This is a genomic window from Paenibacillus sp. GCM10027626 (assembly GCF_042676285.1).
In the GTDB taxonomy this organism is placed as follows: Bacteria; Bacillota; Bacilli; order Paenibacillales; family Paenibacillaceae; genus Paenibacillus_Z.
Map to the genome: position 1 here is coordinate 25633 of NZ_JBHTHC010000038.1, position 17095 is coordinate 42727.

The 17095-nt window shown below is 49.4% G+C and carries 14 protein-coding genes; 8 read left to right on the forward strand and 6 right to left on the reverse strand.

Going from position 1 to position 17095, the window contains the following annotated elements; all coding sequences use genetic code 11:
* Positions 1-46: 46 nt before the first annotated feature.
* Positions 47-1600, forward strand: a complete 1554-nt coding sequence (locus tag ACFQ0N_RS36665) for an ABC transporter substrate-binding protein (RefSeq protein WP_379335187.1) — start codon at positions 47-49, stop codon at positions 1598-1600.
* Positions 1601-1645: 45 nt separating this feature from the next.
* Positions 1646-2515, forward strand: a complete 870-nt coding sequence (locus ACFQ0N_RS36670) for a sugar phosphate isomerase/epimerase family protein (RefSeq protein WP_379335189.1) — start codon at positions 1646-1648, stop codon at positions 2513-2515.
* 153 nt (positions 2516-2668) lie between these two features.
* Here ACFQ0N_RS36670 and ACFQ0N_RS36675 read toward each other — a convergent pair whose 3' ends face one another.
* On the reverse strand, positions 2669-3628 hold the full coding sequence (locus ACFQ0N_RS36675; protein WP_379335191.1) for a hypothetical protein: 960 nt from the start codon (positions 3626-3628) through the stop codon (positions 2669-2671).
* Between the two features lie 275 nt (positions 3629-3903).
* On the opposite strand from ACFQ0N_RS36675, the gene ACFQ0N_RS36680 reads away from it, so the two are divergent.
* A complete protein-coding gene (locus tag ACFQ0N_RS36680) occupies positions 3904-4296 on the forward strand; it encodes a cadherin-like beta sandwich domain-containing protein (protein WP_379335193.1) in 393 nt (130 codons plus the stop codon).
* A gap of 416 nt (positions 4297-4712) precedes the next feature.
* Here the strand turns inward: ACFQ0N_RS36680 and ACFQ0N_RS36685 are convergent, their stop codons facing one another.
* From ACFQ0N_RS36685 to ACFQ0N_RS36695, 3 genes are read right to left on the reverse strand one after another with little or no spacing between them, the layout of a single operon-like run.
* Positions 4713-6278 carry an extracellular solute-binding protein gene (locus ACFQ0N_RS36685; protein WP_379335195.1) on the reverse strand — a complete coding sequence of 522 codons (1566 nt, stop codon included), beginning with the start codon at positions 6276-6278 and terminating at the stop codon, positions 4713-4715.
* A gap of 47 nt (positions 6279-6325) precedes the next feature.
* Positions 6326-7192, reverse strand: a complete 867-nt coding sequence (locus tag ACFQ0N_RS36690) for a carbohydrate ABC transporter permease (protein ID WP_379335198.1) — start codon at positions 7190-7192, stop codon at positions 6326-6328.
* 10 nt (positions 7193-7202) lie between these two features.
* Positions 7203-8096, reverse strand: coding sequence for an ABC transporter permease (locus ACFQ0N_RS36695; protein ID WP_379335218.1), 894 nt, complete (start codon positions 8094-8096; stop codon positions 7203-7205).
* A gap of 286 nt (positions 8097-8382) precedes the next feature.
* On the opposite strand from ACFQ0N_RS36695, the gene ACFQ0N_RS36700 reads away from it, so the two are divergent.
* Both ACFQ0N_RS36700 and ACFQ0N_RS36705 read left to right on the forward strand, forming a co-directional pair.
* Positions 8383-10635 carry a helix-turn-helix domain-containing protein gene (locus ACFQ0N_RS36700; RefSeq protein ID WP_379335200.1) on the forward strand — a complete coding sequence of 751 codons (2253 nt, stop codon included), beginning with the start codon at positions 8383-8385 and terminating at the stop codon, positions 10633-10635.
* A gap of 134 nt (positions 10636-10769) precedes the next feature.
* Positions 10770-11819, forward strand: a complete 1050-nt coding sequence (locus ACFQ0N_RS36705; RefSeq protein WP_379335202.1) for a glycoside hydrolase family 88/105 protein — start codon at positions 10770-10772, stop codon at positions 11817-11819.
* 291 nt (positions 11820-12110) lie between these two features.
* Here ACFQ0N_RS36705 and ACFQ0N_RS36710 read toward each other — a convergent pair whose 3' ends face one another.
* Positions 12111-13034, reverse strand: a complete 924-nt coding sequence (locus ACFQ0N_RS36710) for a helix-turn-helix domain-containing protein (RefSeq protein ID WP_379335204.1) — start codon at positions 13032-13034, stop codon at positions 12111-12113.
* 196 nt (positions 13035-13230) lie between these two features.
* Between ACFQ0N_RS36710 and ACFQ0N_RS36715 the strand changes: the two genes are divergently transcribed.
* Positions 13231-13365, forward strand: coding sequence for a hypothetical protein (locus tag ACFQ0N_RS36715; protein WP_379335206.1), 135 nt, complete (start codon positions 13231-13233; stop codon positions 13363-13365).
* A gap of 223 nt (positions 13366-13588) precedes the next feature.
* On the opposite strand, the gene ACFQ0N_RS36720 is transcribed toward ACFQ0N_RS36715, so the two are convergent.
* On the reverse strand, positions 13589-13729 hold the full coding sequence (locus tag ACFQ0N_RS36720; protein ID WP_379335208.1) for a hypothetical protein: 141 nt from the start codon (positions 13727-13729) through the stop codon (positions 13589-13591).
* A gap of 165 nt (positions 13730-13894) precedes the next feature.
* On the opposite strand from ACFQ0N_RS36720, the gene spoIIP reads away from it, so the two are divergent.
* Both spoIIP and ACFQ0N_RS36730 read left to right on the forward strand, forming a co-directional pair.
* Positions 13895-15163, forward strand: a complete 1269-nt coding sequence (gene spoIIP / locus ACFQ0N_RS36725) for a stage II sporulation protein P (RefSeq protein WP_379335210.1) — start codon at positions 13895-13897, stop codon at positions 15161-15163.
* Positions 15164-15364: 201 nt separating this feature from the next.
* Complete coding sequence (locus tag ACFQ0N_RS36730; RefSeq protein WP_379335212.1) at positions 15365-16246, forward strand: hypothetical protein; 882 nt, start codon at positions 15365-15367, stop codon at positions 16244-16246.
* Positions 16247-17095 lie beyond the last annotated feature (849 nt).

Below are 17095 nucleotides of genomic sequence, written 5' to 3' on the forward strand. Positions count from 1 at the left end.
GGCCGGTTAGCATATGGATTATAACGATTTAAGGGAGGGTACAAGCATGAGAAAAAGCTTTAACCGGAGGCAGCGAGGGGTGTTCCTGGTCCTGCTGGCGATTGTCTTGCTGCTGTCGGCTTGCGGGGGAAACAGCGGCGGCAATAAGGGCGGATCGAATGCCGGAGCAACGAATCAGCCCGGAGAGGAGGCGGGCGCTAAATCAGATTTAGAACCTTATGAATTATCAATCGCCTACTTCAATATCGCCAACTCCAAAGATTTGGCCGAGGTTCAGGATGCTATAAACGTCATCACCAAGCAAAAAATCAATGCCACCGTCAAGCTGACGCCAATCGACCTCGGCGCGTGGCAGCAGCAGATGAATCTGATGCTTGCAGGCAACGAGAAGCTGGATTTGCTGATCACTTCAACGGGGATGAATTACGGGACGCAAGCTGCGAAAGGGCAGCTGCTGCCGCTGGACGATCTGCTTGCGCAGTACGGGCAAGATATTATTAAGGTCGTGGGGCCCGATATTTTGAAGGCGGCGACGACGAACGGGAAAATATTCGGCGTGCCGAGCGTCCGCGATTGGGCGGCTGATTACGGGGTGCTGATGCGCAAAGATTTGGTCGACAAATATAAGATCGATTTGGGTGCGGTTAAAACTTATGACGATCTGGATGCCGTCTTCGAAGTGATTAAAAAGAATGAGCCGGGGATGGCGGCGGTCATTCCCGAAGGGTCGAGTTTTTCGATTGTTCAGTCGATAACTCCGGGGCTTGTCGATCCGCTGAACGATGACAACGGCGTACTGCCGGGATTTGACAACAACCTGCAGGTCGTCAACTGGTTTGAATCGCAGCAATATGCCGATTTGTTGAAAATGGCAAGAAGATGGTATACCGCGGGATATATTCCGAAGGATATTTCCACCAATCAGACGGCCACGGAGCAGATGGTAAAGGCGGGAAAAGCTTTTTCATTCATGGTGCATATGAAACCGGGCTATGAGAACAAAGAGTCGCTTATGACCGGGACGCCGATGGTGGCCGTGCGCCTGCTGCCGCCTGTAGCGACGACTTCATCAATATCTAACATTATGTTCAGCATTGCCAAAAACTCGCAGGATCCGGAAAGAGCGATGATGTTTCTCAACCTGCTCTACTCGGACAAAGATATCGTTAATTTAATCGATTACGGAATTGAAGGCAAACATTATGTCAAAAAAGCGGATAATACCATCGGATACCCAAGCGGCGTCGATTCGGCGAATGCGACCTATGCACCTGCGCATGGATGGTTGTGGGGCAATCAATTCCTTTCTCATGTATGGGAAGGGGACGATCCGAAGGTATGGGAACTGACGGACGAATTCAATAAAGCGGCGAAAAAATCAAAAGCGATGGGATTCAGCTTCACTGTCGATCCGGTGAAAACAGAAGCGGCCGCCGTCAAAAATGCGAAGGATCAGTACAAAATTGGCCTGGAGAACGGTACGCTCGATCCGGATAAATATTTACCGGAATTTATCGCCAAGCTGAAGTCGGCAGGCATCGATAAAATCATCGTAGAGAAACAGAAACAGCTGGATGAATGGGCCAAAACAAACCAATAACATCCGGATAGATGGGTTACGTTCCGGAGCCGGGGAGGATAAAGCATGAGTATGGCAACGGGCATTAATCTTTTTTCTGTGCATGAGCAGTTGGCCGACGATTATTTCGGCACTTTGGAAAAGGTAGCGGCGGCAGGGTATCGCAATATTGAGTTGATCGGCTTCAATATGAAGAAACTGTCCCGTTTTAGCGATGAGTTTGCAGCGACTGATATACAGGCCAGTCTAGATCGGCTCGGTCTGCAAGCGATCGCGATGCATGAGGCCATGATGCCGGGACAGGATATTCTCGCCCATGACTGGGATGCGGCAATGAAATATTGCGATGGGCTGGGTTGCCCTTCGATTGTGCTGCCATCCGTCATGATCAGCGATGAAGAAAGCGCCTTGAAGACGGCGGAGCAATTGAATCGCCTCGGCAGCCAAATGAAGGAGCGAGGCTTTCGACTTTATGTTCATAACCATGCTCATGAGTTCAAGAAAGCAGGTGAGGTTGCTCTATTGGAGCTATTGGCGGATAACACGGATCCGGCTCATCTGAAATTCGAGCTTGATCTGGTATGGGTAATGCGTGCAGGAACTGACCCGATCGCTGTGCTGAAACGTTTGGGCGACCGCTGCGATATGATTCACCAAAAGGACTTGAACAAAGAGCTGGCCGGTCCGCTGGACATACTGGAGGCGATGAAGCAGAACGGCAACGAGCACCTGGGATTGTTCGAGGCCTATGGAAAATATGTGGCCCCCACCGACTTTGTGGACTTGGGCACGGGAGCGTTCGATTTTGCGACGGTGTACGCAAAGTTGAAAGAGATGGGCTATGTGCGGTATGCGCTCGTGGAAAACGAGGGAAAATCCGCTGATAAAATCCAAAGCATCGCCAATGATTTGATTTATTTGCAGAAATTTGTATAACAAAAACGGTACGTTACTGTTGAAATGAGCGCTGTACCATGTCCAAGGCAAAGCTGAAAGTCGGTATTATCGGTTGTGGAGGGATCGCCATCGTAAATAGAAACACCCGGCACGGACCATATAGTCTATGCCGGGTTGTTTGATAATTCTGCACTATTCTGCTAAGTTTGCGTCCAGAAATTTTTGCACCTCAGCCGTCTTTTTATACTTGTTGTCCGCCGCGACCTTCATAAAATCCCTCAGGAGGGTCAAATAAGGGCTGGTCTTTGATTTGTTATATTGCAAAATGAGATTATAGCCTTTGATGGCATTAGGCTGCATTGCATTGCTGTCATAATCGAACAGTGGCGTGTTGTTGAGACCATAGAAGGTGATCGACTTATAGCTGTTGAACAAATTGCGGATTTGTTGGATCCGGTTGGAGGCCGGGAATTGTGTAATGAACTTTTCCTGCGCCAGGGCGCGGTTGGTGAGCTGCTGGTAGCCGATGATTAAGCCACCATCCTTGGCCCGCGGCTGATCCGACTCTGCTGCCATAATATCGATGTATGCTTTGATGTCTGCTTTTACATAGGCGCTGTATTTCTTAAAGCCGGCATAATCGACGACCGGGAAAAACATGCCTTCCGCCGTTTCCAGCTTGTAGCCGCTGGCGGCTGCGTCCTGGAGCAACGCTTTCAATGCTTTGTCGCTGGTACGTTTAATGATGCTCTCAAAGCTGTCCCCGGATTTGTAAACTTTATTAAGCTTGACCTGAATAGCTTGCGGGAAGAAACGGTTTTCCATAGCCGGCTTGTTGAGCGCATTTTCCAGATGAAGCACCATAATGGTCGCTTGCGATACGGAAACCTCTTGAATATGCTCGTTCAAATAAGCAATTGCTTTGGCCAACTGGCTGGGCTTTTTGAGCATGGCTTCGTAAGTATTATATACGTTGGTTGCCGTTGAAGGCTTGCCGCTCGGGGCAACTTGCTGGGCAGCGGTTGGCTGCGCGGTTGGCTGCGCGGTTGCTGCTGCGGCTGCGGCAGGTCCAGCTTGCACAGTTAGAGTGAGAGCAGCGAGTGCTGCCAGAGCCAGCGATTTGGTCGTGTTCGATTTCATTTGCATTTTCATGATGATCGCCTCCGGAATGATTTTGGCAATGCGATGAAAGTTCAAGTAATTTTATGACGTTAAGTGCTTGCTAATTGTTTCAGGAAAATTTGTCCACCGGGCATATTGTTCGCAAGTAAAGCTATCCATTATGGATAGCTATTTTTTTTCCTCCGAGTCTCCATTTTGTAATTCCAGTTACATTTTTATTTTTCATTAAGCTATATAATGAAGCTAATTTTGATTCGAAGGGGACCTATTTTATGATTTACCTTTCGGGCCGAGGGGGTTTTTATATGAGCGGCAATCGTTTTTCTGCATCTGATAACGGGGAGCGTAAAGTTTATAATGTCGATAAAGCGGGCAACAAGAGAGTGAGCAGCAATGTGAAGCTGGCCGACTGGCAGGTCATAGATTCAAGCGGCGCATCATTGATTGATTTTGACGCTGCCATTAGCGATTATGTAGTATCTGTAGACAATCATATAAAAAAGCTGAAAATGCTGCTGTCCGCAGAGGATGCGCAAGCCCTTCTTTATGTCAATGGCAAACAAGTCATTCATAATCGCATGACAGCAAACCTTGCGATCGCAGAAGGCAGCAATATATTTGAAATTACAATAAAATCTCACGATCTCGCGAAATTCAAAACGTACACGCTGGGGATTAAGCGCGCCGCGTCTAAATAAATCAGATGGGCTTTCATTTTCCCTACGTTGACGAGTGGGGCTAACGAACCTGAGACACGCTATTGGCCGAAAAATCGGCTTGCTCCGCGTGTAACGAATCTGAGACACGCTATTGATGGAAAAAAGGCGGGAAAGCGGCCGATTTTCGGTGAATAACGATATGTCGATTCGTTACAGCCCAAAAGGCCCCATTTTGAGCCGAATAAGAGTTGTCAGGTTCGTTAGCGGATCGCTTCTGCCTCATACCCCGTTGAAGAGTTAGCTAACTAGGCAAGCCCTTAGGCCGCTCCTCTACGAAGGACTTCGATAGAAGTGTTTTTCAAAATATAAGAAAGTATAAGTTTCACCTTATACACAGCTTATATTTTAAGGGAAGAAACTTGCCTCGCACTAAGGACGGCGTCAGCCGTTTCTTCTTATTTCAACTGCACTTGGGCAGAGCGCTCGAAGGCGGCCTGATGGATATCGAGTATTTGCTGCAGGCCAAGCTTTTTCAGCCCATCGATATAATCGTCCCACTGGCTCAAGTCTTTGTCGCCGAGAATGAATTTGGTCAGCTGCTCATTTTTATATTTTTCTACAGCGGCGCCGACGGTTGAGTTGATTTCCAGCTCCTCCTCGTTAAGTTCAGCTTTTGGACGATAGACGGCATCGTGCTGCCGTGCCAGTTCGTATGTTTTTTGCAGCTCTTCCGAAGCAAGCGACAGATGCGCATCATAATCGATCCAGGTATAAGTGCCATTGGTAGCCAGTCCAGTCTGCTTGCGAAGCTCGCTTAGCTCAGTGAAGGAGGAATTGAATTTTTTCTTGCCGTCTTGCATCGTATAGGTGACGCCTTCCTCTCCCCAGCTCGCCATGTTGCGGCCTTCCTCGCTATAGAAAAAGTCCATCATTTTCATGACTTCCGTCAATTGCTTGGAATTGGCCGAGGCCGTCAATCCGGAGTCGACAACATGGGTATATTCATTTTGCGATTTTACACCAGGCATCCCGATCGGAGGAGCCATGAAAGCAATTGTATAATCAGGATTGTCTTTACGCATGGCTGAATTGAAAAAGTCGATGCGGCCGATATAATCAAGGGTAATAAAGGATTGGTCCGTAGACATCAAGTCCTGCCATTTTTTCGTATCGACGGTAAGCCAGTCCGGCGGCATCAAGCCATCCTTATAGAACAGACTTAAGTATTCAGTTAACTTGCGAAAGGATTCTTCTGTTGGGCCATACTTTACCATATCTCCGTCCATATAATAGCCTTGGTTCGTTCCATATTGTGCGGCGAGGTTGCGCAGGATTTCCAGATTAGGACCGAAACGGAAAGAGAATGGACTGCTTTTCGGATACAATTCCTTCAACTGCTTGAGTACTTGATAGAGATCGTCATAGGTAGCCGGAACTTCAAGTCCGTGCTTCTTGAAAATATCTTCCCGATACATCCAGATCATCCGGTTCGTCTCACCGAAGCCTTCATTCGGAAACATATACATCTTGCCGTCGGCAGCGAGCTGTGCCCGCGTAATTTCCGGATATTGCTCCATCCACTTTTTGAAGTTGGGCATTACATCGACATAGTCCAAAATGTTGGCCAAAGCGCCTTGCTGTCCATATTTATTAGCCATGACACGATTGCCCATGTACATCAGATCAGGCATATTGCCAGAGGAAATCGTTAAGTTAAGCGTATCCTCCAAGTTTCCGGAAGGCAGTTGAATGTCGAACGTCGCTCCGGTAAAGCCTTCGATCATCGACCAGATCGGCCAATCTTTATTGAACGGCCAGCTTGGATGTGTTTCGGTCAGCATTGTAAATGTATGCTTGGCAGGCTGCTTTTCCCCTGTTTGTTCGCTCGCGTTGCCGTTTCCTTTTCCAGATTCGGGCGGCTGCTCATCGCTGCCGGACTTGCCGCCGGAATTGCTGCAAGCTGCCAGCAGCAGAGACAGAATGATAAAGGCCGCAAGCGCAAATCGAGTATTCTTTTTCATTTGACCACTCCTCATATAAGTTTCACCAGGCAAATCAGGCAAAGCGGCTAACCTTTTATTGCGCCGATCATCACCCCCCTGACAAAATACTTTTGCAGAAACGGGTAGAGAAGCAGGATCGGCACGGTGGCCACCATAATTGTCGCATATTTCAATGATTCTTCTACCAAGAGCTGATCGCCGCCAATGCTGGTTGCTTCCGCAGAGTTCAACTGACCGGCCAAGACGATGTTGCGCAGCACCACTTGCAGCGGAAACATGTCCGGGTTGCGCAAGTAGAGCAAGGGCAGCTGGAAGTTGTTCCACATCGAAACGGCGTAGAACAGTCCAATTGTAGCAAAAATAGCTTGCGAAAGCGGCAATACGATCCGTAAAAAGACGCCAAAGTCATTTAATCCGTCCATACGCCCCGATTCTTCCAGTTCGGCCGGCAAACCGGAAAAGAAGGTACGCATAATGAGCAAGTTCCACGTGCTGACAGCACCGGGTAAAATCATCCCCCAGATGGTATCGACCATCCCCAGCTCTTTGACGACGAGAAAGGTGGGAATCATACCACCGCTGAAAAACATCGTAAAGACGATCATCAGTGTAAAGCCGCGATGAAAAGGCATATGCTTCTTCGCCAAGGCGTAGGCGCCGAGTGATGTAACGAACAGGGCAAGCGCGGTGAAGGTGACGGTATACAGGATCGTGTTGGCATAGGAGCTCAGAATCCGCTTATCGGCCAGTACAATTTTGTACGTATCGAAATTGAGCCCTTTCGGCAAAAACGTAACCTCGCCTTTCATGACAGCATTGCTGTCACTGAGCGATATGGCGGCCATATATAGGAACGGATACAAGGTGACGACCACGACCATTAATAAAATAACGACATTGATAACCGAAAAGAGGGATACTTTTTTTCGCATGATCAACCACCTACCATAAGCTGGAGTCCGAAAGTTTTCGGCTAATCATATTGGCCGAGACGAGGAAAATCAAGCTGACGACACCGGTAAACAGATCAATGGTGGCCGCATAGCTGAAATTGCCTTGTTTCAGACCGACGGTATAAACATAGGTGCTTAAAATATCGGCCGTCTCATAGGTCGCCGGATTGTAGAGCAGAAATACTTTTTCAAAGCCGATTTCGATGACTTTCCCGATGTTCAGGATGAGCAAAATGATGACAGCAGGAAAAATGCCGGGCAGGGTCACATGCCGCAGCTTGGACCAGCGGTTGGCGCCGTCGATTTCAGCAGCTTCATAAAGCAGCGGGTTGATAGCTGTAAGCGCTGCCAAATAAATGATCGTTTCCCAGCCGATATGCTGCCATATTTCTGACAGGACATAGATGGTGCGAAACCATTCCGGCTTCACCATAAAATTGACGGCATCCAAGCCGAAGGCTTCCAATATGCGATTGACCAGCCCGCCTGACGGAGACAAAAACATAACGACCATGCCCGCGACGACGACATTGGATATAAAGTGCGGCAAGTAGCTGACGGTCTGGACAAATCGTTTGAACAAGGCTTGCTTCACCTCATTCAGAAGCAGAGCCAGCATGATCGGTGCCGGGAAACCGAAGATGAGCTTGTAGAAGCCAAGCAGAATCGTATTGCGCATCAGAATCGGAAAATCGGGATTTTGAAAAAACATGCGGTAGTACTTGAGGCCGACCCAGTCGCTTGCCCAAATTCCTTTGTACAGATTGTAGTTCTTGAATGAAATAATAACTCCGAACATCGGCAAATATTTGAACACAATGAAGTACAGCAGACAAGGAAGGAACATGAGCAGCAGTACTTTGCCGTAGCGAAGCTTTCGCATCGCGGCAGACCATTTCGGCGGATGACCGCGGCTATAAGTTGATGTGTGATTGACGGATGCCATTTTCATTCTCCTATTCTATCCTTAGACTCTCGAATCTGGACCCAGTATAGCGAATGCAGGCCGGCTGGAAAATGCTGAAATGGTTGGATTGTTGCCTTTATGTCAATAATCCGACGAACTGCTAACTTTATAACAAACTGCTCATGCCAAGCTGCGTCCTGTTCGTTCCGCGGCGTAAAGACACATGCTATACTACTTACATCAAATGGGAGGATGGGGATAAATGTTGAAGTGGCGGCTGCCGAGGACATCATTTTTTTATCGGATGTTTTCCTGGTTTCTTCTTATTGTGTTGCTACTGCTTGTCTTTAATATTGTTTCCTTCACTTTATTTCTATCGACCATCCGGGATGAGACGATTCAAAATAGCCGGTTGAATTTGAAGATGACGGTCAACCATTATGAAAATCTGCTGAACCGGATCAGAAGCATTGGGCTCAGCTTGTTAATTGATGAGAAAATGAATACGCTCATTCGTGCGGCTGACGGCCAAATCAATTATGAAGCGGTGGCGGATATTCGCCGGGATAAACTGCTAGCAACCATGCAGGATTCATTGCTATATATGGATAATTTATTTTTCTATTTACCGGAGCATGGGTTAATGATTGAAAGGGCAGGAACGAGGACCGCGCAGGAGATGTTTGAACGATATTACTACAGTGAGTCCTATAATCTCGATTTTTGGCAAAAAGAGCTTAGCCGTCCGGTTAATTTCCGAGTTTATCCGGCGGCGCAATTTCATGAGAAATTCAATTATTCAGAACGCGCGCTGCCGCGGCAAATTCCCGTCTTGGTGCAAAGTGTCTATTACCGCCAATTAGCGATTATTTTCATGCTTAATAGTGAAAAGATGTATAACGGCTTCTATCCTGCGGCAGCAGGAGACCGGTTCCGCATTGTTAGTGGGGAAGGGCAGGTTTTATATGGGGCTGGGGACGATGGGCAGCTATCGGATGTGGACTATGAGGCGCTGACAGGGGAGGCGGGACATACGACAGCAGGAAGCAATTATCTATTCTATCAGCGCGGCAAAGAAACCGGCTTTCTCTACGTCAGCATCATCCCGACCCAACAGGTGTCCTCGCACATCATTCGGCTGACGATGCTGATGTCGACTGTTCTGGTGCTGGTGCTGCTTGTCAGCGTTGCTGCTTCCTATTATTTCACGCGACGCCTGAGCAATCCGCTCCGCAAAATTGTAGAAGCGATTAACAATATGCGTTTTTCAGCTGTGCCGCAAACCGATATTAAGGAGTTTGCTTTTATCAGCGATCAATTCAATCATTTATATGAGACAAACCGCAACATTCATCTCGATCTTAATCGTAAAAATTCGCTGCTTCAGCAGTATGCTTTGACGACGAAGATGAAACAAATTTATACGGACTGGCAAGATATTCGCTTGCCGCTCGCCGCCGGTAAGCCGTATATACTAGTCGGCTTCCAGCTGATCTTCAGGTCGGCAATGGAACCGGAGATCGGGATGGAGCCGGAACGGGCAGCTTATTTTTTTCGGGAATATATTCAAACGTATTTATGTGAAGCATTTGGCGAAGCGCTGACGTTTCAAGTGGAGCGGGATGTCATCTTAACCTTGCTGTTCCCGGAGCACGACAGTGATCAGTGTAAATTGCCGGCGGAACTGCTGCGCTTGAAAGAGGTGCTTGATCTGGATCGCCGCTATTGTCTGTTTACAATTGCCTACAGCGATGCCTGGACGGAATATAGCGATTTTGGCCGCGCTTACCCTGTTGTTGCAGAAATGCTCAATAGCCGCAAGCTGGGCGAGGATACACAAATTATTACGCAAATGTCCGATGCCGCGGCGCGGATGCCTGAGGACGAGGGACGAGAGTTTTATACGCATCTGACAGCCGGCAATGCGGCCGGGTTAATCGAGACGATCCAGCGGAAGCTGCGACAGATGAAGAAGCGAGGGGGAGAGCTTAGGCGGTTTTCCGAGTTTTCGCGCAGTGTCGTTCATAAAGTGCTGCAAGCATTGCCGAAAGAGCAGAGCGAAAAGTTATATCCGGCCAACCCGCTCGAGGAAGTGGAGAAGTGCTTTACGTTGGAGCATTATGAGCAGTTTTTTCACTTATTCCTTACTTCTGCCGCCGCTGTTGTACAGGAGAAGAAAACGACTCGTGATCCAACCATTCAATTCGTAACCGATTACGTCGAAAAGCATTATGGCGATGATCTCTCTCTTGATTTAATTGCCGATAAGCTGGGACTTCACCGGTCTTATTTGTCTACGTACTTCAAAGAACGGCATGGGGAAAACTTCAGTGATTATGTAAATGAGGTGCGAATGAGCCGCGCCAAAGAATTGCTCATCACTACCGATTACAAAATTCAGGAAATTGCCGCACTCGTCGGTTATTTAAGTGTCAACGCCTTTATTCGCAATTTTAAGAAATATACGGGGCTGCCGCCAGGAGAGTTCCGAAAAAATATGAAAAGAGAAGGATAGGGGACATAGGAGCATATAGGGGCAGGGGCATGTTTGGACGATTCCCCACTTTTTTGCGACGGAAGCCCAATCGCGATTGGTTTGTTTTTTGCTACACTGTAGGCAAGAAAACAAGAGAATCTGGAGGGTGCGGCATGACAAATCAGCTTGCGCAGGCGGCAGATCAGGTATGGCAGCAAATGAAGACGGACCATTCCGGCAATTGGGGAATGGATATTCATCAATGGGACTGGGTTCCGGGAGTTGGCGTCATTGCGATGCTGGAATATGGCATGCAGCTGCAGCAGGCCGAGGGGCGCACGGATGTGCTCGATTATTTGCAGCAGTGGGTGAAGCAGAACGAAGGGAAAGCAGCAGCGGCCAGAGTGATTAACGGGATTGCGCCGTATGCGATTTTTCCCGGGCTGAATCGGGTGAGTGGTGAAGAGGCGTATCGCAAAAAGGCGATTATGATTGCAGAATGGCTGATGAAGGAAGCGCCGCGGACCCGCGAGCAGGCATTTGAGCATACGGTGACGGAAAATGTCGAGTTTGCCGAGCAGGTATGGGCCGATACGATCTTTATGGCCGTGCTTCATCTGGCTCGTACTGCTGCCTTGACTGGCAATGTCGAGTTTGCTGAGGAAGCGCAGCGGCAAGTGCTGATTCATCTGCGGTTATTGGAAGACAAGGATAGCGGCGTACTGTACCATGGCTGGAATTGCAGCACCAAGGATCATATGTCGGCTGCACGCTGGACGCGGGCGAATGCCTGGATTGCCGCGGGAGTACCGCTAATCGCGCAGGAAATTTCCGGGCTTGTGGCGGTAGAAGCAGAACTGCGCGAGCGTTATGTGAGATTGATGGATGGGCTGGTGCGTTATCAGCAAGCGGACGGCTTGTGGAGTACAGTTATGGATCAGCCGGAATTTTATCGGGAAATTTCCGGAAGTGCGGGCATTGCCTACGGTTTGCTGAAGGCGATGGAAGGCGGCCTGCTGAAGCGGGATGAGCGCTACGAAGCAGCAGCACAGCGTGCACTGCAAGCGATACTGCCGTACATTGATGAGAACGGCCTGGTCGGCGGCGTATCCGGAGGAACGCCTGTGATGGAAAGCATCGCCGCATATAACAACATTCCGCTGTACCCAACCTTGTATGGGCAAGGCCTTGTGTTAATGCTGCTGTTGCAGCAGCTATCATAGAAAGAAGCCGCCTCAAACGCGTTTTGGGGCGGCTTTTTTATCATGTAAAGATTAGGGCTAACGAACCTGAGACACGCTATTGGCCGAAAAATCGGCTTGCTCCTCGTGTAACGAATCTGAGACACGCTATTGATGGAAAAAAGGCGGGGAATCGGCCGATTTTCGGTGAATAACGATCGGTAGATTGTTTACAGCCCACAAGGCCCCATTTTGAGCCGAATAAGGCTTGTCAGGTTCGTTAGCGGTCCTACATCAAGGGATACCTGTCTTTTTCGTTCAACATTTCCCGATCTATCGCGGCGATTTGCGATATTGGTGCGGCGTCAGCCCGACGTTTCGTTTGAACAGGCTGAAGAAATGCGACAGATCGCCGAATCCGGCGAGCGCCGCCACCTCGGTGACGGGCTGCGCGGTCATCCGCAGCAGCAGCTTGGCCTGATTGAGCCGGTATTCGTTGACGAATTGGACAATTGTCGAGCCAGTCTTCGCCTTGAACAGCTGCAGCAGGCGTGAGCGGGAAACTGGAAAGCGCGACACCAGATCATGAATCTGAATATCCTCCCGGTAATGCGCGACGAGGTAAGCAAGTACATCACCAACGATCGTTTCATCAGCGGTCCGCGAAGGATATGCTGGCGCTGGCAGCCGGTTCAACTGAATAATAAGCAAAAAAAGCTCAGAAAGTACACGTATTTGCGTCAGTTCCCGCTCAATGCCGTCAAGCGTGGCGCATTGTGCGAGTTTATCCAGCAGAGCTCGCACCGGCTCGAATTGCTCAGCGGGCAGTATATGGTGGCTGCCGCGCGGGATTCCGGTTGCTGCAGGATCATTGAAGCGGCTGAGTGCCAGCAACTTTTCCAGCGCTTCTTTTGTTGTAAAGCAGAGCTGATCGAGCAGTTTCATGTAGGAAACGTCGACTGAAAGCACAAAGCGCTGAAAAGGCTGAATATACTCCGAATACGGCCGATGGAGCACATTGGGCGGGATGACGGTTAATGTGCCGGCATGCAGCGGAAAGAGCTGATCACCTACGAGAAGCGAGCCTGTGCCGCTTGTGCAGAAGTAGATTTCAAAGCCTTCATGGGCATGCAAATGCTGTTGTCCGATCTTGTTCGTTCGGTATGCACAATGAACCGGATATTCGGATAAAAAATGATTGGTAACTTCATCAAGCTCATAGTGCGGAACTGTGACCGTTTTCTCCTGATTGTCCATTGCGCAGCCTCCGATCCTATCCACAGATACCTTTTATGATACCAAATATCTTTGTAGAGGGCACAGTGTGTTGAAATGCAATAAAAATGAAGGTGGCTCTACACTCACTAAATAAGATTATTATGGTATAATAGTTAAGACAAGGTAACCGATGGGATTTCAGACACGGCGAAGCTACCCGAAAGGGGGTGACGCTGTGTCACTTGATCTTTTGGTGAAGATTCTGGATGTGCTGCTAAAAGTGGTTGGCATTTTTGCTGGCCTGAAGACTTTCCTTAGCAGCGGAAAACAGAAGAAAACACGTAAAGACAAGAAAAACCACCGGGGATAGGTTGGGCCCTTGATCCGGTGGTTTTTCATTCGCTTTATTGAAAGAAATTCTCGCCGTGGTCGCCCACTGGCCTTTGTTAAGAAGTCACGATGTGTCGAGCATCGTGGCTTTCTTATTTTACGCTTCCTATGCTTTTATTATACCACAATAGGAGCAATCCGGAACAGCGATTTCATGATTCTCCGCTAATCGCAACATTTGCCGGGTCAGTGAGACCCTATCATCACTGAGGATTATTCGTTTTGCCTATATTGTTGAGGCTGGGCGGATAATCCTTCGCTTTTTCCGGCTGCAGCAGCGGCTGCTTTTGCACGAATTTGTTTTCGCGAAAGTCTTTGCTCCCGCCCTTTTTGCCAGTTGCCATCAGAACCACCTCCATTTCCGCAGTATGCGGTAATTCGCGGTTTTTTATGCGGTGGTAATGCCGTTCTTACTTTTCTTTGTTCTCAATGGTGGAAAATGGAAGGAATTCGTCAATCGGTGTCGAATGGGAAGAAGGGTTGAGTTTAAGAAAGGGAGAGGAGCTTTTTTGTTTCGTTACAAAATCGGAAGTGTTGTCGTTTGCTCATGCCTGCTTTTCGGCGCGGCGAATGCCGCCTATGCAGCCGAACCGGCGAAATCGCCAAAAGCGAGCGTCGGTACGAAAGTCAATTCCAGCGCCAAGCAGTTGGAGACGGAATACGTCAGAAGCACGGTGGATCGGCTGAATGTGCGCACGGAACCGAATCTTTCCGCGTCCGTCATCCAGATGATCAGAAAGACGAATCGTTTCGAGCTATTGGGTAAACAAGACAATTGGGTGAAGATCAAGCTGGAGGATAAAAAGGACGGTTGGGTATTCGCCGATTATATTGAATATGTAAAAGAAAGTCCCAAGGATTCCGATTCGGAACGAACCGGACGGCAGCCAAGTCAGCGGTTGGCCCAGGAAACCGTCGCCAACATTATCACTAACACGAACCTGCGCAAGGGGCCGGGAATCGACACCGAGATCATCGGGAAGGCTAGGCCAGGCGAGTCGCTGCCGATTGTCGGTACGGAAGGGGAATGGTACAAGGTTTCGCTGCAAGACGGAGGTACCGCCTATGTCGCCAGTTGGGTCGTGGAGAACGCCAACGGCAATCCGGGTTCGGCCCCGCGTACGAATGGGGATGCGAACCTGGATGCTAAAGTCTATATCTACCATACCCACAATCGCGAATCTTGGAAAAATGTCGCGGGTGATACGAAGGGCTCATCCATCGACGACCGAAACGTCAATATTACGCTTGTGGGCAAACGGCTCGGGGAACGGCTGCAGGAGAACGGCATCTCCACGATAACCGGAGACGACGACTTTGCCCAAAAGCTAGCGGAACAGAAGCTGGGTTATGCCCATTCCTATTCGGAGTCGCGGAAAGCCGTCACCACAGCGGCGCAAGCGCACCCTTCCTTGTCCTACTTTTTCGACATTCACCGCGACAGCGACGTTCCGCGCAAAACGACGTCGGTGACGATCGATGGCAAGCCGTATGCACGCATCCTGTTCGTCATCGGATCCGGTCATCCCGATTACGCGAAGAACAAGAAATTCGCCGAAGCGATGAGCGAGCTTCTAGAAAAGAAATATCCCGGTTTGTCTCGCGGCGTACTGTTGAAAAGCTCTAAAGAAGGGGATGGCGAGTATAACCAGTCCGTTTCCCCCGGCAGCCTGCTCATGGAATTTGGGGGAATAGACAATACGCTGCAGGAATGTTTGCGTACGGCGGAAGCTTTCGCCGATGTATTTGCCGACTACTACGGATCATCCGAAACTTAAGCTGGCCGCCGCGCGCGGCCTTTTTTAATTGCACCGTGCCTCGCGTTCCGACTTAAGTCCAGCTGCCGAACCATGCCTCGGTATGAAAGCCAACCGTGCCTCCGCACGAAATCAAGTTCATTCCCGCGCCTGTTAAGGCTTTCTTTTCCATTCTGTAGAATAAAAGTATCAAATCTCTATAGGGAAAGGGATGTGAACGGCATGCGGAATCAATGGTTGGGAGGATCGGAATCGAAGCCTGTTTTTTTTCAAGGGGAGCAAGCGCTCGTTTTGACAGGACTGCTCGGTTTCGCACTGGCCGCGCTATGCGCGGTGTGGGTGCTGATCTGGGGAGGGGAGGTCGCTCCGCACGGCGATGTGACGAAGGCAATCTCGTTCGATGCGGCGATAGGGATTTTCATCGTCTCCACGGCGGCGATCCTTCCCTTTTCGGGGCTGCGCGAGAAGGCGCGCGCTTTCTTCCGGAGGGTTTACATCGGATTGGCACTGTATTCGTATGCGGCGGAGACGGTGCAACATATGCGCGGCGTGAATCCGCGGTTCGTCATGGACGGAACCGCCTTCGACCGTGCGGTGGGCAATCTCTTTGCCTTTGTCGCGCTAATGCTGGTGGTCTTCTACGTGTACTTGGCGGTTCAGTTTTTTCGGCAGCGCGTCTATAAGCTTCGTCCCGAGTTGATCGTTGGCATCCGTTACTCGATGGCGGCGGTGATGCTGAGCTTCGCAGCCGGTATCTGGATCTCGATGAACCAGGGCCGTACGGTCGGCCTGGAAGGCAATATCATTTGGCTGCACGGCCTCGGGTTCCATGCGCTCCAAGTGATGCCGCTGATTGCTTGGCTTGCGGAACGTTCCGACAATGCTCTCCACATTCGCCGCAGATGGATTCACCTGACGGGAATCGCCTACGTCCTCGGCCTGCTCGCCATCGGGTGGCAAACATTGCGCGGTGCCGCGATTATGGAATGGTCTGTTCTGCCGCTGGTTGCAGGGCTTTGTTTCCTCTTTACGATCGTCATAGGTGTGTTGCTGCTGCGCCGCGCTGGAGGCAATGTATCACGGAGCGCACAATTGGGATCATGACTGTAGCGGAGCAACGCGCCGTGCCTTACACGGTCACGGGATGGACTACGATGACCGTGTACATAATGCTTGGACATCTATCACTCCAGAAGGATACTGCTGCTAATAAGAAAAAGAAGAATATTCCGCGCAACTCTATAGCGTCCCGGCCAGAGCATCCAGACGGCGCAGCTCCCTTTTCCCTTTCCGGAACACCACCCAGACATCCAGGAGCGCCGCGGCGACCACGGCCCGGATGAGATCCGTGTAGCAGCCATCGTCAGAAAATAGAGTAGGCGTATACGAATGTGGCGCCTACTCTATTTTTGTTCTTTATTGTCCATAAAGGTATACCGTTGCAGACAGAAAAATAGTGAGTATCAACAATTCCTAAATGTATTCTTTTGTTTTAATACACGTGTATGCACCTTTTAAAACAAACGGGGGGCTTATGCGAACACATACGAGAGAATACGGGTATGCAAGGGTATCCTCCAAAGATCAGAATGAAGACGGACATTAACCGTATTACGGGAACAGGGTATTCCAGAGGTATACATTCGGAATATCAGCTCCGTTTATATCCAAGCACAAAGTTCATTTTGACCACAAAGTTTACATATCAATATAAACAAAAGCCCACTCCTTTGACGGAAGTGGGTTTTTGAACAGACCTTCTCTTTTATTGCACTATCGTCAGCAATAGGTAAGCGTTTGATGCGATCTCCGGCTTTTCCCCTGCTCCACACGGAGCGTGCGAGTTTCCCCGCACTCCGCGCTCCCTCTAACTGAAATTACTAGTTCATAAGTTCCGCGTTACTCATGGATTTGGGATTGTTAGATCGGTTCCAGGCCGCATTTTTGGCGGTA

Coding starts and splice junctions, on each gene's coding strand:
- ACFQ0N_RS36665 (WP_379335187.1), top strand. CDS start 47: ATGAGAAAAAGCTTTAACCGGAGGCAGCGAGGGGTGTTCCTGGTCCTG.
- ACFQ0N_RS36670 (WP_379335189.1), top strand. CDS start 1,646: ATGAGTATGGCAACGGGCATTAATCTTTTTTCTGTGCATGAGCAGTTG.
- ACFQ0N_RS36675 (WP_379335191.1), bottom strand. CDS start 3,628: ATGAAAATGCAAATGAAATCGAACACGACCAAATCGCTGGCTCTGGCA.
- ACFQ0N_RS36680 (WP_379335193.1), top strand. CDS start 3,904: ATGAGCGGCAATCGTTTTTCTGCATCTGATAACGGGGAGCGTAAAGTT.
- ACFQ0N_RS36685 (WP_379335195.1), bottom strand. CDS start 6,278: ATGAAAAAGAATACTCGATTTGCGCTTGCGGCCTTTATCATTCTGTCT.
- ACFQ0N_RS36690 (WP_379335198.1), bottom strand. CDS start 7,192: ATGCGAAAAAAAGTATCCCTCTTTTCGGTTATCAATGTCGTTATTTTA.
- ACFQ0N_RS36695 (WP_379335218.1), bottom strand. CDS start 8,096: ATGCGAAAGCTTCGCTACGGCAAAGTACTGCTGCTCATGTTCCTTCCT.
- ACFQ0N_RS36700 (WP_379335200.1), top strand. CDS start 8,383: ATGTTGAAGTGGCGGCTGCCGAGGACATCATTTTTTTATCGGATGTTT.
- ACFQ0N_RS36705 (WP_379335202.1), top strand. CDS start 10,770: ATGACAAATCAGCTTGCGCAGGCGGCAGATCAGGTATGGCAGCAAATG.
- ACFQ0N_RS36710 (WP_379335204.1), bottom strand. CDS start 13,034: ATGGACAATCAGGAGAAAACGGTCACAGTTCCGCACTATGAGCTTGAT.
- ACFQ0N_RS36720 (WP_379335208.1), bottom strand. CDS start 13,729: ATGGCAACTGGCAAAAAGGGCGGGAGCAAAGACTTTCGCGAAAACAAA.
- ACFQ0N_RS36730 (WP_379335212.1), top strand. CDS start 15,365: ATGCGGAATCAATGGTTGGGAGGATCGGAATCGAAGCCTGTTTTTTTT.